24 protein-coding genes, 1 pseudogene and 2 other annotated features are annotated in these 23494 nt (G+C 50.5%); of the genes and pseudogenes, 10 read left to right on the top strand and 15 right to left on the bottom strand.

Features of this window, described 5'->3' with window-relative positions; translation table 11 throughout:
* On the bottom strand, positions 1–192 hold a 192-nt coding region (locus A3EQ_RS20500), incomplete at its 3' end, for a transposase (protein WP_020153681.1).
* Between the two features lie 184 nt (positions 193–376).
* On the opposite strand from A3EQ_RS20500, the gene A3EQ_RS0102880 reads away from it, so the two are divergent.
* The 6 genes from A3EQ_RS0102880 to thrS all read left to right on the top strand — a co-directional run bounded on the left by A3EQ_RS0102880 (position 377) and on the right by thrS (position 6894).
* Positions 377–772 carry a hypothetical protein gene (locus A3EQ_RS0102880; protein WP_020153682.1) on the top strand — a complete coding sequence of 132 codons (396 nt, stop codon included), beginning with the start codon at positions 377–379 and terminating at the stop codon, positions 770–772.
* Positions 773–801: 29 nt separating this feature from the next.
* A complete protein-coding gene (nrdR, locus tag A3EQ_RS0102885; RefSeq protein ID WP_020153683.1) occupies positions 802–1263 on the top strand; it encodes a transcriptional regulator NrdR in 462 nt (153 codons plus the stop codon).
* A gap of 19 nt (positions 1264–1282) precedes the next feature.
* Positions 1283–2635, top strand: a complete 1353-nt coding sequence (locus A3EQ_RS0102890) for a replication initiation and membrane attachment family protein (RefSeq protein WP_244874557.1) — start codon at positions 1283–1285, stop codon at positions 2633–2635.
* A 21-nt stretch (positions 2636–2656) separates the two neighbouring features.
* Complete coding sequence (dnaI, locus tag A3EQ_RS0102895) at positions 2657–3601, top strand: primosomal protein DnaI (protein WP_020153685.1); 945 nt, start codon at positions 2657–2659, stop codon at positions 3599–3601.
* A 135-nt stretch (positions 3602–3736) separates the two neighbouring features.
* On the top strand, positions 3737–4579 hold the full coding sequence (locus A3EQ_RS20505; protein WP_020153686.1) for a putative sporulation protein YtxC: 843 nt from the start codon (positions 3737–3739) through the stop codon (positions 4577–4579).
* Between the two features lie 71 nt (positions 4580–4650).
* Positions 4651–4882 (top strand) — a binding site (T-box leader).
* A gap of 80 nt (positions 4883–4962) precedes the next feature.
* Entirely contained in the window at positions 4963–6894 is a 1932-nt protein-coding gene (thrS, locus tag A3EQ_RS0102910) for a threonine--tRNA ligase (RefSeq protein ID WP_020153687.1), read from the top strand.
* A 249-nt stretch (positions 6895–7143) separates the two neighbouring features.
* Here thrS and A3EQ_RS0102915 read toward each other — a convergent pair whose 3' ends face one another.
* The 10 genes and pseudogenes from A3EQ_RS0102915 to istA all read right to left on the bottom strand — a co-directional run bounded on the left by A3EQ_RS0102915 (position 7144) and on the right by istA (position 17718).
* Positions 7144–8346, bottom strand: coding sequence for a chromate transporter (locus A3EQ_RS0102915; RefSeq protein WP_020153688.1), 1203 nt, complete (start codon positions 8344–8346; stop codon positions 7144–7146).
* A gap of 46 nt (positions 8347–8392) precedes the next feature.
* Entirely contained in the window at positions 8393–9010 is a 618-nt protein-coding gene (locus tag A3EQ_RS0102920) for a class I SAM-dependent methyltransferase (protein ID WP_020153689.1), read from the bottom strand.
* A 123-nt stretch (positions 9011–9133) separates the two neighbouring features.
* Complete coding sequence (locus A3EQ_RS0102925; protein WP_020153690.1) at positions 9134–9613, bottom strand: PCYCGC motif-containing (lipo)protein; 480 nt, start codon at positions 9611–9613, stop codon at positions 9134–9136.
* Positions 9614–9875: 262 nt separating this feature from the next.
* Positions 9876–10079 carry a copper chaperone CopZ gene (gene copZ / locus A3EQ_RS0102935; RefSeq protein ID WP_020153692.1) on the bottom strand — a complete coding sequence of 68 codons (204 nt, stop codon included), beginning with the start codon at positions 10077–10079 and terminating at the stop codon, positions 9876–9878.
* Between the two features lie 28 nt (positions 10080–10107).
* Entirely contained in the window at positions 10108–12504 is a 2397-nt protein-coding gene (locus tag A3EQ_RS0102940; RefSeq protein WP_020153693.1) for a heavy metal translocating P-type ATPase, read from the bottom strand.
* A gap of 14 nt (positions 12505–12518) precedes the next feature.
* Positions 12519–12830 carry a metal-sensing transcriptional repressor gene (locus tag A3EQ_RS0102945; protein WP_020153694.1) on the bottom strand — a complete coding sequence of 104 codons (312 nt, stop codon included), beginning with the start codon at positions 12828–12830 and terminating at the stop codon, positions 12519–12521.
* A gap of 875 nt (positions 12831–13705) precedes the next feature.
* Complete coding sequence (locus A3EQ_RS0102960) at positions 13706–14977, bottom strand: MFS transporter (RefSeq protein ID WP_020153697.1); 1272 nt, start codon at positions 14975–14977, stop codon at positions 13706–13708.
* A 12-nt stretch (positions 14978–14989) separates the two neighbouring features.
* Positions 14990–15388: pseudogene (locus A3EQ_RS21620) on the bottom strand (ParA family protein); the annotation flags it as partial.
* Positions 15389–15787: 399 nt separating this feature from the next.
* The gene (gene istB, locus A3EQ_RS0102970; protein WP_020153699.1) at positions 15788–16543 is read right to left on the bottom strand and encodes an IS21-like element IS5376 family helper ATPase IstB; all 756 of its coding nucleotides are present in this window, start codon (positions 16541–16543) and stop codon (positions 15788–15790) included.
* The gene (gene istA / locus A3EQ_RS0102975; protein ID WP_020153700.1) at positions 16540–17718 is read right to left on the bottom strand and encodes an IS21 family transposase; all 1179 of its coding nucleotides are present in this window, start codon (positions 17716–17718) and stop codon (positions 16540–16542) included. The genes istB and istA overlap by 4 nt, the downstream gene beginning before the upstream one ends.
* 625 nt (positions 17719–18343) lie before the next feature.
* Positions 18344–18467 (top strand) — a sequence feature (ribosomal protein L20 leader region).
* A 48-nt stretch (positions 18468–18515) separates the two neighbouring features.
* Between istA and infC the strand changes: the two genes are divergently transcribed.
* Genes infC through rplT form a run of 3 tightly spaced genes read left to right on the top strand, consistent with a single transcriptional unit; the run spans position 18516 to position 19671 of the window.
* On the top strand, positions 18516–19064 hold the full coding sequence (gene infC / locus A3EQ_RS0102985; RefSeq protein ID WP_051091392.1) for a translation initiation factor IF-3: 549 nt from the start codon (positions 18516–18518) through the stop codon (positions 19062–19064).
* Between the two features lie 17 nt (positions 19065–19081).
* On the top strand, positions 19082–19270 hold the full coding sequence (gene rpmI, locus A3EQ_RS0102990) for a 50S ribosomal protein L35 (protein ID WP_020153703.1): 189 nt from the start codon (positions 19082–19084) through the stop codon (positions 19268–19270).
* 41 nt (positions 19271–19311) lie between these two features.
* The gene (gene rplT / locus A3EQ_RS0102995) at positions 19312–19671 is read left to right on the top strand and encodes a 50S ribosomal protein L20 (RefSeq protein WP_026499699.1); all 360 of its coding nucleotides are present in this window, start codon (positions 19312–19314) and stop codon (positions 19669–19671) included.
* Between the two features lie 48 nt (positions 19672–19719).
* Here rplT and A3EQ_RS20515 read toward each other — a convergent pair whose 3' ends face one another.
* Genes A3EQ_RS20515 through A3EQ_RS0103015 form a run of 4 tightly spaced genes read right to left on the bottom strand, consistent with a single transcriptional unit; the run spans position 19720 to position 22526 of the window.
* Positions 19720–20436, bottom strand: a complete 717-nt coding sequence (locus A3EQ_RS20515; RefSeq protein WP_020153705.1) for a hypothetical protein — start codon at positions 20434–20436, stop codon at positions 19720–19722.
* 39 nt (positions 20437–20475) lie between these two features.
* Positions 20476–21279, bottom strand: a complete 804-nt coding sequence (locus A3EQ_RS0103005; protein ID WP_020153706.1) for a hypothetical protein — start codon at positions 21277–21279, stop codon at positions 20476–20478.
* 1 nt (position 21280) lies between these two features.
* A complete protein-coding gene (locus A3EQ_RS0103010) occupies positions 21281–22153 on the bottom strand; it encodes an ATP-binding cassette domain-containing protein (protein ID WP_020153707.1) in 873 nt (290 codons plus the stop codon).
* The gene (locus tag A3EQ_RS0103015; RefSeq protein WP_020153708.1) at positions 22131–22526 is read right to left on the bottom strand and encodes a GntR family transcriptional regulator; all 396 of its coding nucleotides are present in this window, start codon (positions 22524–22526) and stop codon (positions 22131–22133) included. The genes A3EQ_RS0103010 and A3EQ_RS0103015 overlap by 23 nt, the downstream gene beginning before the upstream one ends.
* A gap of 429 nt (positions 22527–22955) precedes the next feature.
* On the opposite strand from A3EQ_RS0103015, the gene A3EQ_RS0103025 reads away from it, so the two are divergent.
* A complete protein-coding gene (locus A3EQ_RS0103025) occupies positions 22956–23453 on the top strand; it encodes a dUTP diphosphatase (RefSeq protein ID WP_020153710.1) in 498 nt (165 codons plus the stop codon).
* Positions 23454–23494 lie beyond the last annotated feature (41 nt).

A 23494-nucleotide genomic window follows, 5' to 3' on the forward strand; every position in this document is an offset into this window, starting at 1 on the left:
AATCCGGCCATATTGCGTATCTAGATTTCGTTGATAGTAGCCGTTTCTCATATTTGATGTTCCGGCCTGTTCTATTTCGAGGAAATTCTTGATTTCTTCCCGCATGATCAGTTCTAATTTTTCCTTTACAAACTGACGAATGACACTTTCCAGTTGATTTGCCCAGTCGACATTCGGTATACTTTTAGACATAGGTAGGGTTCTCCTTTCTCTGGAATGTGTTGTGGTCCAAATCAGAGAATACCCTACCTTTTTTCTTTTGGTCTAGCAAAATGCTTTACACAAACTTTTATACATCATCGCCGATGATATAGTAAAATAAAAATAATAGAGGTTTTTCGCTGAGGATATTTTACCGGAAAGGAAAGGTTTTGCCATGGGGAAAAGAAAGTCCTTGTTTCAGCGGTTTCAAAAAGAGTGCGAAACAAGCGATGACCATTTTGATCCGGATTTGAAGAGCCATTATTATAAAGCGTCCTTCGACAAGGTTTACGATGCGGTCCTGGAAATGTTTGAAAAGGATGAAAATTTTAAGGTGGTTACCGCTTCCAAGGAGCGGGGAGAAATCGCGGTCAACATGACCCTGCGGCCGAAACCGTTTATTGTCGCGACCGTGGTCCAGGTCAGGCCCTTTGAAACGGCGGTCGATTTCATGGTTTCTTCCGAAAAATTTTCCTTGACGGGAATTTATCCCGCTTTAAAGAGGGTCGTCCTGCAGCTGTTTCGCCGGCTCGATCAAAAGCTTCCGTATATCGGTCCGAAAAAGGGGTAAGGCAATCGTTCACTTTGGGGGTTTTTGCAATGAAATGTCCTGCCTGTCATTATAACGGAACAAGGGTTATCGATTCCCGGCCCGTCGATGAAGGAAGGTCGATCCGCAGGAGAAGGGAATGCGAAGAATGCGGATACCGGTTTACCACCTTTGAAAAGGTGGAAGAAATCCCGCTCATCGTCGTGAAAAAGGACGGCTCGCGGCAGGAATTCAGCCGGGAAAAGCTTCTTCGCGGCATCCTGAAGGCCTGCGAAAAACGGCCGGTCCCGATCAAGCAGCTGGAAGACATGACCCTTGACATCGAACGGGAACTGAGGAATTTGGGTTTGCCGGAAGTCACCAGCGAGACCATCGGGGAAATGGTGATGGACAAACTGGTCGATATCGACGAAGTGGCTTACGTCCGATTTGCCTCCGTTTACCGCCAATTTAAAGACATCAATGTTTTCATGGAAGAACTGAAGGAAATGCTGAAAAAGGAACGGAAATGACCGAACGTTGGTGATGGACATGCACTGGAAAGAAGTTGTGCCGGCCGACCGGTATCTGGTGGAGGCGGACGGCTTGTTCAATGAAGGGGACGCGAAGGTGATGGCCCTCCTGTATCAGCCCCTGATCGGGCCCTTTTCCGTCAGCCTGTACATGACGATGAAGCATCAAATCGCCGATCAGAAGCTCCATTCCGAGCCTTGCACCCATTATTTTTTGATGAATGTGCTGGACGCCGATCTGGCGGAGATTTACCGGGCACGGCTGAAGCTGGAGGCCATCGGTTTGCTCGAAACCTATGTGAAGGAAACCGACGGGCCCCGCATGTTTATTTATTCCTTGAAGCCGCCCCTCTCGCCGGAGCAGTTTTTTTCCGACGGCGTGCTGAACGTCTATTTGTACCGGAAAGTCGGGAAAGAATATTTTGCCCGGTTAAAATCCTTCTTCAGCGACAAAGCCCTGTCCAAGGAAAGCTACAAGAATATCACGAAAGCCTTCCAGGAAGTCTTTCAATCTTCCTTTGCCCATCCTCCCTACCCCCCGAAAGAGGAGAAGGGGGAAAAACTTTTTGCCAATCCTTCCGCCGGTCCTCTCCGCATCCGTCCCGAGGAATTTGATTATGAGCTGCTGATGGAAGGATTGACCAACGCCTTGATCCCCGCCGACGCCTTCACGGAGGAAGTGAAGGAAGCCATCCTGAAATTGGCTTTCCTCTACGGGGTGGATCCGCTGGAAATGAAAAACCTCGTGTTGGTTGCCCTCGATGAGGAGAACCGGATCGACATCGAAGAATTGCGAAAACAGGCGCGGGATTGGTATTTCCTCAAATACGGCGGCGAGCTTCCGGATCTCGTGGAGCGCACGCAACCCGCCGTATGGCGCTCCGGGATCGAAGAACCGAAAACCCAGGAGGAACGGTTGATCCGCTATTTGGAAACGGTCAGCCCCCGGGAACTGCTGGAAGATTTGACGGAAGGGGCGACGGTGGCGGAGCCGGATTTAAAACTGATTGAAGACCTGATGATCCGCTACAAGCTTCCGCCGGGCGTGGTGAATGTCCTCATCCAATTTTGCCTGCTGAAAACGGATATGAAGCTGTCCAGGACCTATGTGGAAAAAATCGCGGCCCACTGGTCCCGCAAGAAGATTAAGACCGTCCGGGAGGCGCTGGACATCGCCAAAAAAGAGCACAAGCAATATTTGGACTGGCAGCAGAAGAAAAAAACGAAAAACGGGGAACAATGGAAACCGGTGAGGAAAGAACCGCTGCCGGAATGGTTTGAAAACTGGGAAATCCTGCAGGATGAAAAGGACACGATCGCCAATTTCGAAGAGGAGAAGCGGAAATTGGAGGAAGAATTAAGAAATCTGTAGGCCGTTTTGGGAGGTGCCCTTTTGAAAAGGATCGACGAAACGCTGCGAAACATTGCCGGAAACTTGCCGCCCCTGGAAAAAAGTTTGCGGGAGTTAAAGGAAGAGATCCTGCAGCATCCCGATATCCGTTCCTTTCTGGAGGAAAACAAGGCGCATATTAGCGACGGGATGGTCGAACGGAGCCTGGGAAAATTGTATGAATATACCCAGCAAGTCAAGGGCTGCAAAGGCTGCCCTTCCCTCGAAGGCTGCAAGAACCTCATCCCCGGATACGAGCCGGAACTGGTGTTTACCGCCAACGCCATCGACCTCCGCTACCTGCCGTGCCGGACGAAAAAGATGGAGGAGGAACGGCGGAGGATGGAAGGCATCATCGAATGCATCCACATGCCCGATGAAGTGTTGAAGGCGGCGATGAGCGACATGATCATCGACACGGAAAACCGGTTCAAGGCCGTAAAAAAGGCGAAGGATTTCATCAACCGCTACGACGGCAAAACATTCATCAAAGGCCTGTATTTGTACGGGGCCTTCGGCACGGGGAAAACTTACATTTTGGCGGCGATCGCCAACGGATTGAAGCAGAAAAAAATCCCTTCCGTCCTCGTCTATGTGCCGGAATTGATCCGGGAGATGAAACAGTCCTTGTCGGAACATACGACCGGCGAAAAGGTGGATAAGCTCAAGCGCGCGCCCGTCCTGATGTTCGACGATATCGGGGCGGAAACGATGTCCAGCTGGGTAAGGGACGAAATCTTGGGACCGATTCTCCAGCACCGCATGCAGGAAAAACTGCCGACGTTTTTTTCCTCCAATTTTGATCTGCGGGAATTGAAACTTCATTTCACCTACTCCCAAAAGGGCGAGGAAGAGCAGGTGAAGGCCGCCCGCATCATCGAACGGATCCAATTTTTGGCGGAGCCGGTCATGATCGACGGCGCGAACAAAAGATTGCATTCCGAATGACTCCCGTTTTCGTTCGGCCCTTCCGCAGCGGGCGGAACGAGCGGGAGTTTGTTTTCGGGGAAGCCAAAGCGCTTCTAAAAATGCCAAATCCTCCATATACATGAATCAGAAGTTCCTCACAGGGGGGATTTGGCATTGATCACATTATGCCTGCAAGACGCGGAAGAAGTCCGTTATTTGCTCGAACAGTTGAAAAATCACGGGCATTTTTACCAACAGGTGATATCGGAGCGGCTGAACGTCTCCGTTGCCGTAAAAGAAGGCCGGGAGCGGGAGGGCATCGAGTTTTTGAAGGGGCAGGTCAAAAAAATCATTCTGGAAAAAAACCGCATCGCCTATTGGACAAGGGTGCTGGCGAGGGATTTTTTCTTCCTTGACCCGTTGGAACGAAGGCAGATCATCGAAATGGCGGAAATGATCCTGAAGGGAAAACGGAAGGACGTCCCGGTGAAGGTGGCGCTTTCGGAAGAAGAGAAATTGATCGAGGAGACGCTGGACGAATGGCTCGCGAACCGGCAGCCCCTCTCCTTAAAGGCATTGGCCGCGTTCCGGCTCAAAGACTATTTTAAAAAGCTGGACCTGCTCATCGAAACGGCCATCGATGAATACAAGCTGGAGCAGGAGTATCAATCCTTTATTCAATGCCTGCGGGAATATTTGAACGGGCGCACTCCGAAAATGGAAAAAATCTATCTGTCCCATGACGAAGGGTTCCGATTGTTTGACGGGGAAGGAAGGGAATTGAAAAGAAGCGATCTGCAAAAGCTTCTGGACCGGAAGCTGCTGGTGAATTTTCCGGTCTACGTCGATTCCATGATCCTCGCCCCCTTGTTGTCCATCGCCCCGGAACGAATCCTTCTGTTCACTGCGGATCCGGAACAGGGCATCGTGCAAACCATCAAATCCATTTTCGAGGAAAAATTGACGGTCTACCCTTTATCGGCGTTTTTTTTGCTTAAAGGAAAGGATTCCACGTAAAAAGTTGATTTTTCCGAAAAAACCTTCTATAATACGTACATAACGAGGACGATCCGGGAAAATCGCATACGGAACAGGTGATGAGAAGGACACGGGCATTTGATCACGGTTCCCAGAGAGGAAAGCCTTGGCTGGAAGCTTTCCAACACGGATGAAATGCTCACCGCCTTCGAACTTCAGTTATGAACGGAACGATTCCCAGTAATAACTGACGGAAAAACCGTTATCGGAATCGAGTCATTTTGCCTGATGCGGGCAAAATGAGAATCAGGGTGGAACCACGGGTAATGGCCCGTCCCTTTTGGGACGGGTTTTTTTGTTGATCTTCCGGCCTTCCTGCCAGCGGAGGCGGAAATCTTTGCGCACAAGGAGGAGGATGAAATATGGCAGAAAGGATTCAATTAACCTTTCCGGACGGTTCGGTGAAGGAGTTCGCGAAGGGCGTAACAACGGAAGAGATTGCCGAATCGATCAGCCCAGGTTTGAAGAAAAGGGCCATCGCCGGCAAACTGAATGACCGCCTGGTCGATTTGCGATGGCCGCTGAACGAAAGCGGAACGATCCGGATTTTGACGGAAAAGGACGAGGAAAGCTTGGAAATCCTGCGCCACAGTACGGCCCACGTGATGGCGCAGGCGATCAAGCGGCTGTATAAAAACGTAAAGCTCGGCGTCGGTCCCGTCATTGAAGGCGGCTTTTACTACGACATCGATCTGGACCGCTCATTGAGCCCCGAGGATCTTCCCGCCATCGAAGAAGAGATGAAAAAGATCATTCAAGAAGACTTGGAAATCGTGCGGAAAGAGGTCAGCCGGGAAGAGGCGGTTCGCTTGTACCGGGAGATCGGGGACGAATATAAGCTGGAATTAATCGATGACATACCGGAAGGGGAAACGATCTCCATTTACGAACAAGGGGAATTTTTCGATTTATGCCGCGGGGTTCACCTGCCGTCGACGGGGAAGATCAAGGCCTTTAAGCTGTTGAACATCTCCGGCGCCTATTGGCGGGGGGACAGCAGCAACAAGATGTTGCAGCGGATTTACGGGACGGCCTTTTTCAGCAAAAAGGATTTGGAAGAGCATTTGCGGATGCTGGAAGAGGCGAAGGAGCGGGATCACCGCAGGCTGGGAAAGGAACTGCAATTGTTTGCCCATTCCCAATTGATCGGCCAAGGGTTGCCCCTCTGGCTGCCGAAGGGGGCGACAATCCGGCGGACCATCGAAAGATACATCGTCGACAAGGAACTCAGCCTCGGCTACCGGCATGTGTACACCCCCGTATTGGGAAGCGTCGAATTGTACAAGACGAGCGGGCACTGGGATCATTACCAGGAGAATATGTTCCCGGTCATGAAGATGGACAATGAAGAACTGGTCCTGCGCCCGATGAACTGCCCCCATCATATGATGATTTACAAGAACGGCATCCACAGCTACCGGGAGCTGCCGATCCGGATCGCGGAACTCGGCCTGATGCACCGCTATGAAATGAGCGGCGCCCTCTCCGGGCTGCAGCGGGTCCGGGGCATGACCCTGAATGACGCCCATATTTTCGTCCGCCCGGATCAGATCAAGGACGAATTTAAACGGGTCGTCCGGTTGATCCTCGACGTCTATGAAGACTTTCAAATTAAAGAATATTCCTTCCGCCTCTCTTACCGGGATCCAGCGGACAAGGAAAAATATTATGACGACGATGAGATGTGGGAAAAGGCCCAGGGCATGCTGAAGGAAGCGATGGACGACCTGGGGCTGGAATATTTCGAAGCGGAAGGGGAAGCGGCTTTCTACGGCCCGAAATTGGACGTTCAAGTCAAAACGGCGCTGGGCAAGGAAGAGACCTTGTCCACCGTGCAATTGGATTTCCTGCTTCCGGAAAAGTTCGATTTGACCTATATCGGGGAGGACGGTAAGCCCCACCGCCCGGTCGTCATTCACCGCGGGGTCGTTTCCACGATGGAACGGTTTGTCGCCTACCTGATTGAGGAATACAAGGGAGCTTTCCCGGTCTGGCTCGCTCCCGTCCAAGTCCAGATCATCCCCGTCTCGCCGGATGCCCACCTGGATTATGCGAAATCCGTCCAGGAAAAACTGCGGGAAAAGGGGGTTCGGGTGGAAATCGACTGGCGCGACGAAAAAATCGGCTACAAAATCCGGGAGGCGCAAATCCAAAAAATCCCGTACATGCTTGTAGTCGGGGACAAGGAAGTGCAAGAAGGAACGGTCAACGTGCGGAAATACGGAGAACAAAAATCGGAATCCGTTCCCCTGGCCGACTTCGTCGAGCATATTGCAAAAGAGGCGAAGAAATAGTTTCCGAAAAGGGCGGCTGTCGGGTACAGGAAAAAGCAGTGGCAAAATGAAAGCCACTGCTTTTTCATGAATGTTTTCGGCTTTTGCATGCGGGCGGCGCCAAACGCGGTTCTTGCGGGAAAAAGGGCCATCCGAGTCCATCAAGGTACGGACAGGACCCGGCGCCATGGGACCCAATGATGCCGGGAATGGAGCGAAAAAGAAAAAAGCCGGGTCCCTTGAAAAGGATCCCGGCTTTGCCGGCGGATTTTACGAAACAAGGGAGAGAAAGGCCCCTCCGGCGGCGGAAAATCCGACCACGATCCAAGGCGGGCGCTTCCAGACCGCCAGCAGGCCAAAGGCGGCCAGGGCGAGGCAAAAATCGGCCGGGCTGTTTATCGCCTTCGTCCATACGGGATCATAGAGTGCCGCCAGCAAAATTCCCACGACAGCCGCATGGATGCCGTTGAGCGCCGCCTGAAAGCGGGGATGCTGGCGCAGCCGATTCCAGAAGGGCAGGATTCCGATGATCAACAAAAAAGAAGGAAGAAAGATCGCGATCGTCGCCGTAACGGCTCCCTGCCAGCCGAAACTGGCCATCCCGATGAACGACGCGAAGGTAAACAAGGGCCCGGGCACCGCCTGGGCCGCTCCGTATCCGGCCAAAAACTGATCGGCGGTGAGCCAACCCGTCGGAACCACTTCCGCCTGCAATAAGGGAAGCACCACATGTCCTCCGCCGAATACCAAGGCGCCCGCCCGATAGAAGCTGTCAAAGAGTGCGATCCAATGGGAGCCGGTGTAATGTCGGACCGCAGGAAGCAGCCCGAACAAAAGGAAAAATAAAATGAGCAAGACAGCGGCTGCCCGTTTATGGAACGATGGGGAAACCGGAGCTGGTTTCGCATCCGGCGCCTTTCGGAACAGAAACCATCCTGCGATTCCGGCCCCCAGGATGATCCCCGCCTGGCTCAAGACCCCCGGAATCGTCAGCGCCAGGATGGCTGCCGTGATGGCAATCGTGGCGCGGGAGCGGCCGGTCGCAAAATTTTTGGCCATGCCCCACACCGCATGGGCCACCACGGCGACCGCCGCGACCAGCAAGCCATGGATCCAGCCCGTCCCGCGGAAGGAGAATTCTTTGAACAAGGAAGCGAACGCGGCGAGTGCAACGGCGGAGGGAAGAGTAAAGCCGGCCCAGGCGGCAATCGCGCCCCAAAAACCGGCCCGGATAAACCCGATCGCCATGCCGACCTGGCTGCTTGCCGGTCCGGGCAAAAATTGGCAAAGCGCCACCAGATCCGCATAGGTTTTTTCATCGATCCATTTTCGCCTGTTCACATATTCTTCGCGAAAATACCCTAAATGGGCAATAGGACCCCCAAAGGAGGTCAGTCCCAGCCGGGCGGCCGTTTTCCAAACTTCCCAAACGGAACCCTTTCGTTTCCGTTCCTTCCCGTTTTTTTGATTCAACCCGATCCCCCCTGTATGGGCTGAAACCCGGATTGGAGCGATTTTGTCATCTCTTTTTCAATATGATTTTCCGATACATGCCTTTCATCATGATATCGGTGTCTTCCACGATGTCGCATTCCTGTTTGACCGTTTGGTAAACCTTTTCGAATGAAACCCCGATGTCCGTGCCGAACCATTTGATGACGGGACGGATTATTTTTTTTCCGAAGGACAGCCCGCGATCCTTCGGCGCAAATTTATCGAAGATCAAAATACGTCCGTCTTTCTTCGTCACACGGACGATTTCTGCCAGCGCTCTTTCGGGAGAAGGGACAACGGTTATGATCAGGCTGGCCACGACCGCATCAAATGAACGGTTGGGGAAAGAGAGAGATTGGGCATCCATTCGAATGAATTTTATATTTTCACGCCGATATTTCCTTTTTGCCCTTGCCAGCATTTCTTTCGAATCGTCAATGGCTACGGCGTTTATTTTTTCCGTCGGACAAAAGGCCAAATCGGCGCCCGTTCCGACGCCGACAAACAGGACATCCTCGCCCTCCCGAAAGGGAAAATCTCGAAATACCCGTTTCCGGGCCGAATAAAAAACGCCTTGATTAAAAAATAAATCATAAAAAGGCGCCCAGCATTTATAAATCAACCGATTCCATTTCTGATTCATCTTCCACGCCCCTTGCGCGTGAGCTTTTCATCCATAGTTCGCAAAGGAAAAAAGAAAGGGTACTCCGCCAGGATTGAGGAGCACCCCGGATGAGCCGGCGCGGCCGGCTCCCGCCCCCTCGGCTTACAGATTGGGGGTAGGGGTCGGTTCGGCGTAGCCCTCTTTATAGGTTTCGTCAATTTTCTTCCGGATCTCTTTGATGGATTTTCCGGACTGATAGTCTTGAATGGATGTGGCCGCAATTTCCAGGCAGACGCCGCATTTCGTGCCATGTTCGTCCCAAACGACCGCGCCGTCTTTTTTATTTTCCGCAACGAAGCAGTCATAACTGTTTTGATGTCCGGCCGATTCGCCGCAGCCGCAATAACAGGGAATATGTTCCAGCAATTCCCGGTTTCTCGCCGCATTGAGGTAGATTTCTTTTATTTCTTCCGGTTTGTCGGCCAAAAAATTCGGCAGGACCTCGGCGCTTTCCGTTTCTTCCCGGATATCGCCGGAGGCCGTTTGTTCATGGTTTCCCGGTTCCTGCTGGGCGTTCGAGCAGCCGGCGATGAAAATCGCGCTTAATAATGCGATCGGGAAAAGTTTTTTTCCGCGTATCATATCATGTCCTCCTGAACGTTTATGAAAAAGATTCGCCTTTATTATACCTTTTGGATGGACGGAAGGCATCGTGCGGGGAAATTCCGGTCGCCCGACCGCCATTTCCCGGCCGGCGCCTGAAAGCCGGCACGGAAGGGGGAACCGCTTGCGCCATGCAGGCCGGGGATGATGCGGACCCCGGAAAATGGAGGCAAGCCTCCCATCCGTTTGGTCCGGTCCGGCAACACCGTCCCCGCCGGGGAAAATCCGGCAGGGAGAGTGGTCACACCACGTCATAACCTTGCTCTTCGATCGCTTCTTTGAGCTTTTCAACACTTACCTTAGTTTCATCATAGTCAACATCCACGGTGCCTTCTTGCAAATGCACTTCGACATTCCTTACCCCTTCCAAGTTTTTCAGGGCGTTTGTCACCGCCATTTTGCAGTGTCCGCAAGTCATTCCTTGGACTTGTAAAGTAATTGCCATTTTCCATTCCTCCTTGGATGAATTTGGTTTATAGTTTCACGCGTTTCAAACGAAGCGCGTTGGTCACAACCGATACGGAACTGAAAGCCATGGCCGCGCCGGCAATCCAGGGTTCCAGCAATCCGGCGGCGGCAACGGGGATGCCGATGCTGTTGTAAAACAGGGCCCAAAACAGGTTTTGCCGGATATTTTTCATCGTCTTGCGGCTCAGCTCGATCGCCTTCGGGATATGGGATAAATCCCCGCCGACCAAGGTGACGTCGGCCGTTTCGATGGCGACATCGGCGCCGGTGCCGATGGCCATGCCGATATCCGCCTGCGCCAGCGCCGGCGCGTCATTGATTCCGTCCCCGACCATCGCCACGCGTTTCCCTTGTTTCTGGAGCTCCGCAACGATTTTCGCCTTGTCTTCCGGAAGCACCTCCGCAAAGACATGATCGATGTGCACCTGCCTCGCGATCGCTTCCGCTGTCCGTTTGTTGTCTCCCGTGGCCATGTACACGTCGATGCCCGTTTGTTTTAATGTCCGGATCGCTTCTTTCGAACTTTCTTTTACCGTATCCGCGACGGCGATGATCCCGGCAAGCTCCCCGTCAACGGCGACAAGCATGGCCGTCTTTCCCTGATTTTCAAGGCCGGCCATTTCCTGTTCATGCCTGCCGATCGCTACCGAATGTTCCTGCATCAGCTTCCGCGTTCCGACCAGGACGGTTTTGCCGTCGATGGCCGCTTCGATTCCGTGCCCGGCGATGGCGGTGAAATGTTCCAACGGTTTTGCGGCAACCCCCTGTTTATTGCCGAATTCCACGATCGCACGGGCCAACGGATGCTCCGAGGCGCTCTCGGCGGAAACGGCATAATCGAGCATGTCTTCCCGGAATTTCAGCACATCGGTCACTTCCGGCTGTCCTTTCGTCACCGTTCCTGTTTTATCCAGCAATACGGCGTCGATCTTATGCGTTCCCTCCAGATACTCACCTCCTTTAAAGAGGATTCCCTTTTCCGCGCCTTTGCCGGTACCGACCATGACGGATGTCGGGGTGGCGAGGCCGAGGGCGCAAGGGCAGGCGATGACGAGCACCGCGATGGCCACTTCAAGGGCCTTCGGCAAGTCGCCCGGCGCAGCAAAGAAGTACCAGATGATGAACGCGATGGCGGCGATGCCGACGACAATGGGCACGAAAATGCCCGAGATGACATCGGCCATGCGCTGGATCGGGGCTTTCGATCCTTGCGCCTCCTCGACGATTTTAATGATGTTGGCAAGGGCCGTATCTTTCCCGATTTTTTCCGCCCGGATGGTGAGCATCCCGTTTTGGTTGATGGTCGCCCCGATGACGGCATCCCCTTCCTTCTTATCAACAGGAATGGATTCGCCGGTGATCATCGATTCGTCGACGGAGGAAACCCCGGCGATGACGGTGCCGTCCACCGGGATCTTTTCCCCCGGCTTGACGAGAATGATGTCTCCGATCGCCACTTCCTCAAGGGGAACTTTCATTTCTTCCCCGTTTCGGATGACGGTTGCTTCTTTAGCTTGCAGGCTCATCAGTTTCGAGATCGCTTCCGTTGTCCGGCCTTTCGCCAGGGTTTCAAAGTATTTTCCGAGAAGGACCAGGGTGATCAGGATGGCGCTCGTTTCAAAATACAACCTCGGCATATATTCGGGATTTCCTAGTGTTTTGAAAGCTTCGTACAGGCTGTAAAAGTAAGCCGCCGACGTGCCGAGGGCGACGAGCACATCCATGTTGGCGCTTTTGTTCCGCAATGCCCGGTATGCCCCCGTGTAGAAGGGACCGCCGACGTAGAACTGAACGGGCGTCGCCAAAAGAAGCTGGAACCAGGGGTTCATCAAAAGGCGCGGCATCGGCAAGCCCGTATGGAAAGGCATATGGGCGATCATCGTATACAGCAGGGGCAGCGATAAGAGGCTGGAAATGGCGAGCTGCCGCCGTTTTCGTTTCAGCGGCTCTTCCCGCCGGCCTGCGGGATCTTGTTTTTCGTCCCGGACCCGGCCCTTGTATCCCAGCTTTTTGATTTTTTCTAAAATGTCCTCGGTGGATACAACGCCTTCCTTGTATTCGACCACCGCGCTGTTCGTCGCCAAGTTCACGGCGGCGCCCGTCACGCCTTCCATGCGTTTCAGGCCCTTTTCGATCCGGGCGGCACAAGCCGCGCAGGTCATCCCTTCAATGTCCAGCAGCACCTTTTCCGATGCCACGCCGTACCCCAAATGCTCGATTTTCGCTTGGATATCGGCCACACTTTGCTTTGACGGATCGTATTTCACCGTCGCTTTTTCCATGGCCAGATTGACATTCGCCTCTACCCCGTCCATTTTGTTCAACGCTTTCTCGATCCGATTGGAACAAGCGGCGCAGGTCATGCCCGTTACCTTCAGCGTCACGGTTCTTTGTCCGCCCATCGATGTTCACCCCTTTACTTTGCGAAATGCTTCACGACATCCATCAATTCCCGGATGGATTCTTCCCCGTTTCCCTCGCGGATCGCCTTGGCGACGCAATGGTTGGCATGGCGCTCCAGCAAGTTCAGCCCGACTTTGTTTAACGCGGCCTGAATCGCGGAAATTTGCACCAGGATATCAATGCAGTACCGGTTGTCCTCGACCATCTTCTGCACCCCGCGCACCTGTCCTTCGATGCGCTTCAGGCGCTTGACGATGTTTTCGATCTCTTCCCCGGTCCGCGGAACCATCTTGGCCTTCCGCTTGCCGTCTTCATATTCGGTCATTGGGATCACCTCGTCTCTTTGGAACAGCCTCTCTATATACAGTATACCCGTATATGGTATTGTTTGCAATCTTTATATCCCCGCACGGACTCCTGGCGGTTTTTTATTCTTATTTTGCTTCACGGCAACGTCCTTCTATTCAACGATCCGAGCTTTTCCCGGACGGGGAAATCCGTTCCGAGAAGGGATACCCTCCGGACGTTTGCGGGTATTTTTCGCCGGATTGCCTGGAGGACTGCTTTGGGAGAAAAAGGGGGAAGAAGGGGGAAGGCGGTTCCGCTTGCGAAGTCCCGGGCCACGAACCGCGGAGGACCGGTTTGGCCCCGTGGATTGTCATGCCGCCGCGGACGGCGTCCGCGCAGAGACCAATTCCCGCTCCGCAGCGTTGGTTTTCTTTCCCCAAATGGGGCGAGCGGCACCGTCCGGGAAATGTTGTTACGTGGGGGAAAAACCTTTCCCCGTGTCCGCCTGCGCAAAACAGGGCCATTTTGGAAGAACGGGCGGTCATTTCAGGGACCGCGGCAAAAAACGGTCTTCGGGAAAGGACAAATTTTTCGCGGGCCCGGAAAACAAGGAGCGAGCGGGAAAGGCCATTAGCTCAAAAATACCTCTCTAATACTCTTTAGTTCAATAAGGTTAAACCAATCTAGCTTATGAATATTTTCTTTAACTCTCATACAGATTGGACACCAGCTATCATACGATACTAAGATTTTACTCCCCTTATGCTACTCCTTTTTTTAAAAATTTTCACATCTTATGTTTATAATAAGGGGTGATATCAAAATCATCAAATTCATTAATTTCGCAAGGATTTGAATATTTAAATGCACTTATCGCGCTTTACGTCTCGTTATTTTTAGCATTTTTTATACCTATAATGTTGTTGATTCACGAGAACGCGATTGTTCAATTATATTGGGTAATAACATACACTGTAGGAATACGCCAACAAAAGCAAGCACCACAAAAAACAACCAACAGAAGGAAATATTTCTTGTTAATAAATATCCTACAATGAAGGGACCGATCGCGTTACTGATTCCATAGAGGAGCTGATAACTCGAAATGCTTTTCCCTCTTTTCTCAGCCGGACCAATTTCCCCCACAATTGTTGCAGACGCTGGATAAAAAAGTTGTTCTCCACAACTAAAGAGAAGNATTCCGACGAAAAGAAGTGGAACAAAAAAGTTCAAGTGTGCAGATGCTAAAAATGTACTTCCTAAGAAAATGATATAAGATAAGCCTAAAACAACCGAACCGACGATTATTTTTTNCAAATCGTTCAAGCGATGTGTAAAAAACAACAGCGGAACCTGAAGGACAATAACGGAAAGGCTATTTACTGTAAATAACAAACCAGAAATCCAGCTAAGGTCTGGACTTATTTCCTTTATAAAAGCAGGCATTGCGAAAACTAAAACAACGTACATAAAGGTCATCGGAGCAACTGCGACCAAAAAACGCATTAAGTTTGAGTCGTATGAAAAACGAATAGCCCAAACCTTTTTGGAAATCGGCTCTTTTTTTATAATTGGTTGGCTGCGCAACGGAATTTTTGCAATCAACACGGCTGCAATAAGAAAACTGATTGCATCTATGAATATTAACGTCCCATAAGCCAATGGTGTATTAAATATTGCTACGATACCTGTACCTATGAGCATTCCTAAAGAATTCCCCAAATTCCGTAAACTTCGAGAACTTCCAAACCACATCGTTCTATTCTCGCTGGGGACAAGTTGTGAGATGATCGTTTGGTTCACAACTGGCCATGCCCGCTGTCCCCAGACAACAATGGTCGCTGCGATTGTCAATCCCCAAATATTATGGAATATCAAATATCCAAGAGTTCCGATTCCTCGTAACCAAAAACTTGCAAGAGCAGCAGGCTTTGCACCTAATCGATCCACGATCACACCGCAGACAGGTATGGCCAGTAATCCAGCCAATGCACTAATCGATAGCATTTGACCTACTTGCTCCAACGAAAGACCACTCGTCTTTAGAAAAAAAAGAACTAAAAATGGCATGGTTAACCCCGATCCGAACGAATCTAGAAACAATGCCCCCAGAAAGGGCGCACTCCAAGGTTGCGAATGAACTACTTTCTTTATTTTCGAATATTGAGAAACTAGGAACTTCATGCCATCTACACCTTACCCTAGTAACTTTTGCTCAGCTGTAGAAGAAAGAGCTTTTGGATTGTAGCAAAACTTTGAAGTCTCAAACATGACAACAACAAAATCGGAGGCGACTAAACCGTTAATCGTTTGATCCGATAAGGCAGGCGGTAAATCCGAAATAATAAAATCATAGTTTTCTTTTACTGGCTTCAAACAATTAATTGGTGCTAACGGAGCGTCTTCACGAAATCGTTGAAATAATACGCTGGGCATACGGGCAGTGAAATCATTAGAAGGCAATAAGTGCAGATTTTCTGTAAGTTTAGCTATGTATTCCGTAGCATCTTCATCTAGCATTGCCTCTAATACTGTTCGATCGTAATAGTCATCACCAGGATCTTCTACACCACTTAAAAATTGGGTTGGGTTCCCTTGTGAATCTAATCAACAGCAAGTACTTTATATCCCATTCTTGCTAATTAAAAGGATGTAATGCCGCCACTTGTTGACTTAACCACACCACCTTTTTGAATACCATAACTAATCGAAATAGCCAAAAATCATCACCCTTTGGAATAGTATATAAATATATATATCATTCATAATTCCATTTTCATATTGTTAATGTAAATAATTTGGTTGCATTTGTTGCTATATATAAATCTGAGATGACAAGGCGTGGTTTTGTTGATATAGAGAAGCAGTCATGAATGACATGAGAAGATTTACTCTAATGGGATATTTGTTGAAATGATAGTAAGATAGCACTACAATGTCAAGGCCGATTATTTTTTCCCCAAAATCGCCGGTTTAAAATTCCCCAGAAGGACCTTATTGATCCTTCTGTTTTTCTTGTTGGATCCTCTTTTCCCGTAATCGATAGCTTTCCCCCTTTAGGTTGAAAATGATGGAATGATGCAGTAATCGATCTAACATCGCGGTCGCCAATACCGAGTCTCCCACAACTTCTCCCCATTCCCCAAAGCTTTTGTTGGAGGTGAGGATAATCGGGGCATGTTCATACCGACGGGCGATGACCTGAAATAAGTAATGGGCGCTGTTTGGGTCCAGTTTTAAGTACCCCATTTCATCAATAATGAGAACGGTTGGCTTCACAAACATGCGAAGCTTTTTTTCCAGCTTTCCTTCCTGGTCGGCTTTTCTTAACTGAGTGACCAAATCATGGGCGGTAATAAAATACGTTTTATACCCTCTTGCGATCGCCTCCATTCCAATCGAAATCGCCAGATGTGTCTTTCCAATCCCCGGCGGACCGAGAAAAAGGATATTCTCCTTTCGATCAATAAACGATAAGGTAAGCAGCTCTCGAATCCGACGCTCATCCACGGAAGGCAGTGCGTTAAAATCAAACGTATCGATCGTCTTGCGATATGGCAGTTTGGACAGTTTGATGAGCGTTTGGATCGATCGTTCCTGTTTTTCGATGATTTCCGCCTCTAATAAGCGGAATAAAAACTCCGAATATGGTATATTATGAGTAGCTGCGTATTCTGCCATGGCGGACCATCGCTCCGCCATGACAGGCAAATGAAGACGGTGGCAATACTCGTGTATTTGTTCTTTCATGAGCTTTCCCCTCGCAGGAATGTGTCATAAACGGACAATGGACGAGTATCCACTTCCACCGAAACAGGCGAAATGGTGACGGCCATTTCCGTCTGTTTCTTTTTGATTTTTTCGGCGAATGAAATCACTTTTTTCTGTTGGTTCAAGTAAGAAATCTCCTCCCCTCGATAATACAATCGAATATCCCCATTTAATCGCTCCTTCACCAGAATTTCTTTGCCCGCATACTCCGCCGATAAGAGCCATTGTTCCCCTTTGTATGAGAAACTGCCATCCCAATGCACTTTCCGATAGGAAAGATAGCTCGTATCGTAATCGTTCAACGGGAGAGGTTTCAGCTGTTCCTCTGCCCAACGCTCTTGCGGAGGAATGCCGGTAGTGGCGTTTGGCTTCCGATTCGCCACTTGATCGAGCCAACGATGGAGAAGGAAATTTAATTCCTCGATGCTTTCAAACGCTGTCCCCACATAGAAGTGATCCATGATATACTGAATGGCTCGTTCGACTTTTCCCTTTGTCTGGGCCCGGTAAGGCCGGCACACTTTTGGAATAAATCCGTAGTAACTCGCAAATTCAGAAAATCGTTGATTCCATTTCACCACTCCTTGTTCCCGGCCGTCTGTAACGGTCTTCATATTATCAAATAACACCTTCTTCGGAACTCCGCCGAAGTATTGGAAACTCTGAATCAGGCATTCCATTAAGTGTTCCTGGTCCTGGCTGGTCGTAAATACCGCGTATTTCATCCGCGAATAGCCTAATGTGGCCACAAATAGCGATAACTTGACTTTTCTCCCTTCGATTATCACCTCCCCGACTTCTTTCCAATCGACTTGCATTTGTTCACCAGGAAGCGTTTCATAACGAACGGTGTATTTCTTTTTCGCCGTCTCTCGGAAAGGTTTTATATAGTCCTTTAAAATCGTCTTTCCTCCTGTATAGCCCTGTTGTCGAATTTCGAAAAATAACTTTTCGCTATTGAACACCCCATCCTCTAACATTCGTTTTTGAAGATACTCTTTAAATGGATCTAACTTGCTTTTTCTTTGTTTTCGCTTAGATTTGGAAGGGGGATTGGGGGAGTGAATATATTTTCGAACGGTTTTCCGATCAATCCCCAACTCCCTCGCAATATCGGAAATACTCATTCCCCTTTCATACATCTCTTTGATCATAAAAAATTCCCCTCTCGTAATCTAAAACCTAGCTCCTCTCATTGACACTATGGTTCTATTGTAAGTGGGGAATTTTATTCCGGCTATATTGGGGATTTTATCATCGGCTTTAACATACAATTCTAGTAAACTGGAGAATACCTCCATAGAGTAGTACATTAAAATCAAAAAAAGAGATGTATGAATTTCTCGCCATTGATTTCAACAACAAAGGAGCGTCCGAAAACAGCGGGAAGCCCGGGAAATCGTAAAGATGAGCGCAACATTGCATGAGAGAACCCGGCCATGAGTCTGGGTGCGGCACGGATCGATCGCGGTATACACGTCCAATTCAAGTGCCGTAGGAAGATTGCGGAAGGTCATCCATAATGGCCAACATTACTGATACTTCCGGAATTGATTTACAGGAACTGGCAAAAACATTAGTTGTGGTGTACAAAATGAGGGCGCTTGAATTATTGATCTGATAACCATCCCGAGAAAATTTTGACACATACAATCCGGCCGGCAGACTTGCACTTTTTTCCGTGTTTTGTTATAGTATTCCGTGTTGACCTTATCCGGCAGCCGGAATTTGACATTCCGCGTACTTGTATGATTTAATATTAGTAATTGAATACGTGTATGGAAAAAGAAGAGGCACCCGCTTCTCACCTGGATGACGCGTTTCAGCTGTTAACAGGTTCGCATGACGTTGGATGATTAGGGATCGAGTGTGTGGGTGTTCGTGCCTGCACTTTTTTTATGGGAAAAACATAAGGTGAGGCAAGGAACAAGTTGTGCTCTCTTCGCCAGCGATGTATTCAAATTTTTCCCGGAGGTGTATAAATATTAGCAAAGATCTTTTAGTGAACGAGAGCATTCGCGCTCGTGAAGTCCGTCTAATTGATGTGAACGGAGAGCAATTAGGCATTAAATCGAGGGCGGAAGCGCTCGAGATTGCCGGCAGGAAAAATCTCGACCTGGTTCTTGTCGCTCCGAATGCAAAGCCTCCCGTCGCGCGCATCATGGATTACGGGAAGTACCGTTTTGAACAGCAGAAGAAGGAAAGGGAAGCCCGGAAAAACCAAAAGGTCATCAACGTGAAGGAAATCCGGTTGAGCCCGACGATCGAGGAACATGATTTCAATACGAAGCTGCGCAATGCCCGGAAATTTTTAACGAAGGGCGATAAAGTGAAAGCGACGATCCGCTTCAAAGGCCGCGCCATTACCCATAAAGAAATCGGGCAGCGGGTCCTGGACCGCTTTGCCGAAGCCTGCTCGGATCTGGCCCAGGTGGAAACCTCCGCCCGGATGGACGGCCGGAACATGTTTTTGGTTTTAGCACCGAAAAACGATAAGTAATTCGAGGAGGAATTTTTATGCCGAAAATGAAAACCCACCGCGGCTCTGCCAAACGGTTCAAGAAAACGGGAACGGGGAAATTGGTCCGTTTTCATGCCTATACCAGCCATAATTTTTCCAGCAAGACGAAGAAGCAAAAACGCAAACTCCGCAAAGATACGCTCGTTTCTGCCGGAGACCTGAAACGGATTCGCCATATGATTTAACCGCAAAAGAAAGAGCAGAAAATATTTAGGAGGGAAATGACATGGCACGAGTAAAAGGCGGTACGGTTACGCGCAGACGCCGTAAAAAAGTGCTGAAATTGGCAAAAGGTTATTACGGTTCCAAACATCGTTTATATAGAGTCGCGAATCAGCAAGTGATGAAATCCTTAATGTACGCTTATCGCGACCGTCGCCAGCGGAAACGGGATTTCCGCCGGCTGTGGATCACCCGGATCAATGCGGCCGCGAGACAAAACGGCCTTTCCTACAGCCGCCTGATGCACGGACTCAAGTTGGCGGGCGTCGAGGTCAACCGCAAGATGCTTGCCGATTTGGCGGTGACGGACGCCGAAGCCTTCGCCCAATTGGCCAACACGGCAAAAGAACAATTGAAAAAATAAAAAAGTCATCCTTTAAGGATGGCTTTTTTCACGGAAAATGGAAAACTTTTATGAAGAAGTCCCCGTCGTCTTATGGATGGGCGGCCGAACCGGGCCGCCGGTTCCGGATGAAGATGCCTCCCTGGCGTGCATGGGAGGACGCTTGTTGAAAACGGCCGGGCGGCCTCCCGGCCCCCCGGGGAAACGGTGCGAAATGCCGCCGGCTTTCGACCGGAACGGCGGGGAAGGCTGCCGGCGATCCGCATCCTTCGGGAAGAAAAAACCGGGCAAAAAGCCCGGTTTTTCGTTTATTTTCGTGACAAAAAGATAGACGGCCAGGAGCAGGCTGAACAAAAGGAGCGAGTGGAAGGCGGCGTGGAGGATGTCGGCCGTGATGCCGTTTAATTCCGGTAAAAAACTGTGGGTGCCGCCGGACATCGCCTGATTACGCTGCAACCTTTTTTCATCGGCGCCGAAAAGATACGGCAACCGCCAGGCCTCTGCCGCTCCGGCCAAGATCAGGCCCGAATGGATGACGAACCAGGATCTGAGCCAAAGGGGATATTTTTTCCCGGCAAAAAGACCGGCGAGCAGGAGAAGGAAGCCGACGGATAAGCCGTTGACGACGGTAACGAGGAGCTGCTCTCCCGTCGTGTTTTCCCTGCGGACGGATGCCGGATCGTTGAAGGGGCCGAGGGGGACCCAGTCATGCAGGAGCAGGAACAGCAGCATGGCGTTGAGGCAGGCCATGAACATTTTTTCCGATAAACGAATGTTTCTTTCCATTTTCCGTCCCCCTTTGCGGATGCGATGCAAGACGGTTCGTTACAGTTTGACGGCAACCCGGCGGGTAAGGAGCCGGATCAGCCAGGCCATGATGAAGATCAGCGCCAGGCTGGCGAAGATGAACCCCGGCAAGGGGATGGAAAAGGTGTCAACAGGCAGCCATTGTTTAAGGGATTCCGCCGCTTCCTTCTTCCAGAGAAATGCCCGCAGATGGAAGAAAAAGAGCGCGAGGACGATAAAGCCCAAACCGGCCGGCCCGCCGTAACGATAGAATCCCGCCCCGATCAGCCATCCGCTGAGGTAGAAAAAGGCCAGATTCAGGGCGTGCAAAGCGATGGCCAAGAGCCCGTTTTCCTGCAGATCGGCGAGGGGAATGTCAAAGACGGGAACGATGATCATCCGGATGATGGTTCCCACCCAACTGGAAGGCGAATCGCCCCCGGAATCGATCATATCGGCGCTGTGGTACGAAACCGGGAGGTTCGCCAGCCGGACAAGGAATCTTTCCGCCAGCGCCATAACCCCCGCGATAAGGGGGAGCGCCAGGGCAAGACCGGCGGCCGCCGCGATTCCCCCTTTGAAAAATTCCTTCCGCGTCACCCCGTTCCGGATGAAGGCCGGCATGAAGGCGTAGACGGCCAGGATTCCAAGGACGAACATGAAAATGTTGGCGGACTGGCCGGTGGAAAGGAAAAAGTCTTCGATGCGGCTGCCGTTTTTTGCGGAAAAAATCAACCGGACGATTTGAATCATGGTCACGATTCCCAAATACCAAAGGGCCCATCCCGTTTGGACGGCAAACATGTCGATGGCGATCTTGGCGGATACGGATCTCTGTTTCAAGTTAATCTTCCTCCCCTGTCAGAAAAATGAATAAGTCTTGAAGGGAAACGGGGCCGACATCCAGCCCTTCGCTTCTTGCCCTTGCCATCTCTTCCTTGGTAAAGGCGCCGTACAGCGTGACGGATTTCGTCTTTCCCAGCCGCTGTTCATTCAATATTTTCTTGCCCTCGACGAAGGGATCGACGATCCTTTCGTCGCCGGTCACCGTCACCCCCCGCGAAACCAGCCGGTCGTATGCTTCCTGCACGACCACCTTTCCTTTATCGAGAATGATCACTTCATCAAACAAGTGGTCCATCTCCGAAACGAGATGGGTGGACAAGATGAACATCCGGGGGTGCCGGGTTTGATCTTCCAACAGCTCCCGGTAAAAGATCTCCCTTGTCGGGGCGTCCATTCCCAGGTAGACCTCGTCAAAAATCGTAATCGCCGTCCGGCTTGCCAGGCCTAAGGTCACATTCATGGCCGATTGCATCCCTTTGGACAATTTTTTCACCGGTTTTTCCAACGGAAGCTTGAAGCGCCTGACCAGGTATTCCGCATATTCCCGGTCGTAGGCGGGCCGGTATCTTTCCGCCATCTCGAGGACTTCCTTCACCGTTTCCGATTCTTCCTTATAGTCCCTTTCATAGAGAAAGGCGATGTCGGGCATGATTTTTTCGTTTTCAAAATGGATTTGCCCGTTTACCGTGATCGTCCCTTCCGTCGGCTCCCGGTAGGCGGCGAGCAAAGTAAGGAGTGAGGTTTTCCCGGCGCCGTTTCTTCCGAGAAGGCCGTAAATTTTTTCCCCTTCCAGCCGCAGCGTGATCTGTTTTAACGCCTCAAAGGTGTTGTATCTCAAAGAAACGCCGTTAAATTCCACGCGCATCGTCATTTTTCCCCCGTCCTTTCACCTGCTTGATGAATGCCATAATTTCTTTTTCGGAAATTCCCAGCAATTCCGCTTCCCTTACCAATCCATAAATGTAATTATCCAGGAATTCCTTCTTCCGCCTCCTGATCACTTTTTCCCGCGCGCCTTGGGCGACGAACATCCCGATTCCCCGCTTTTTGAAAAGGATGCCTTCCTCCACCAGCCGGTTCACCCCCTTGGATACGGTCAAATGGTTGATCTTGTAAAATTGGACAAGCTGGTTGGTCGAAGGGGCCTGATCCCCTTCCGCAAGCTGCCCGGTTAAAATCTGGTCTTCAATGATCCTCCGGATTTGCTGGTAGATGGGCTGATTGCTTTCAAACGGATGGTCCAAAGTTTCTCACCGCCTTTTGACAGTTCGGCTCATTTGCATATCTAGTTATATACTTACGTATATAACTATAGATAAAGAATACCCAATTGTCAACGGTTTTTCGAAAATCTCGGAAAAGGAGGGATTTGTGGAAAGGCGGCCGCTTATGAAAGGGAGGGTTTGATTTGCCGCGTGGGCGGGTGTGGGCACAAGGGATGAAGGGAAGGCGCCGCCCCAGGGCCGCAAAAAAGGCGGAATCAAATGGGCACAATGGAAAAGGGGGGAGGGAAAACCTGGATGTGCGGGGGAAGGCCCGTTTTGACCCCGACCGCCAAGGGAACCGGGCGATGGCGCAAATGCTGAAAGGGGGACAGAAAATCGGCGGTTTTCAGCCTCTTTCGGCTCTGTTATAATTTCTATAATGCGGAAACAAGCAAAGAGGGGATCGCAATGGAGCTGCAAAAAATGTTTGAACTGCAAAAAGTTCTCGACCGCCGCATCGAAACAAAGCACCGGCTGGAGCATGAGAACATCTTTGACAAAAAGGTGCTGGCCCTGCTTGTGGAAATCGGGGAATTGGCCAATGAAACGCGCTGCTTCAAATATTGGAGCGAAAAGGGACCGTCCGCCAGGGAGACGATTTTGGAAGAATATGTCGACGGCATGCATTTCATCTTGTCCCTTGGCCTCATGTTCGGATTTGACCGCCTGTCCGGGGAGGCCGTCCCCGGAAGGGGACGGGGGACAGGGGATTTAACGGTGAAGTTTTTGGAAGTCTATAATGCGGTTTACCGTTTCCAAAGGGAAAAAACGGCCGAATCCTACATGGCCTTGCTGGAAACCTTTTATGAATTGGGGGAGCTGCTCGGTTTTACCCGGGAGGAAATCTTCCGGGCCTATGTTTCCAAAAATGAAGTGAACCACCGTCGGCAGGAGGAAGGGTATTGACGGACGGAAATGGCGGCATCGCTTTTGCCCCTTTCCGGGAC

The organism is Caldibacillus debilis DSM 16016, from assembly GCF_000383875.1.
GTDB lineage: Bacteria > Bacillota > Bacilli > Bacillales > Caldibacillaceae > Caldibacillus > Caldibacillus debilis.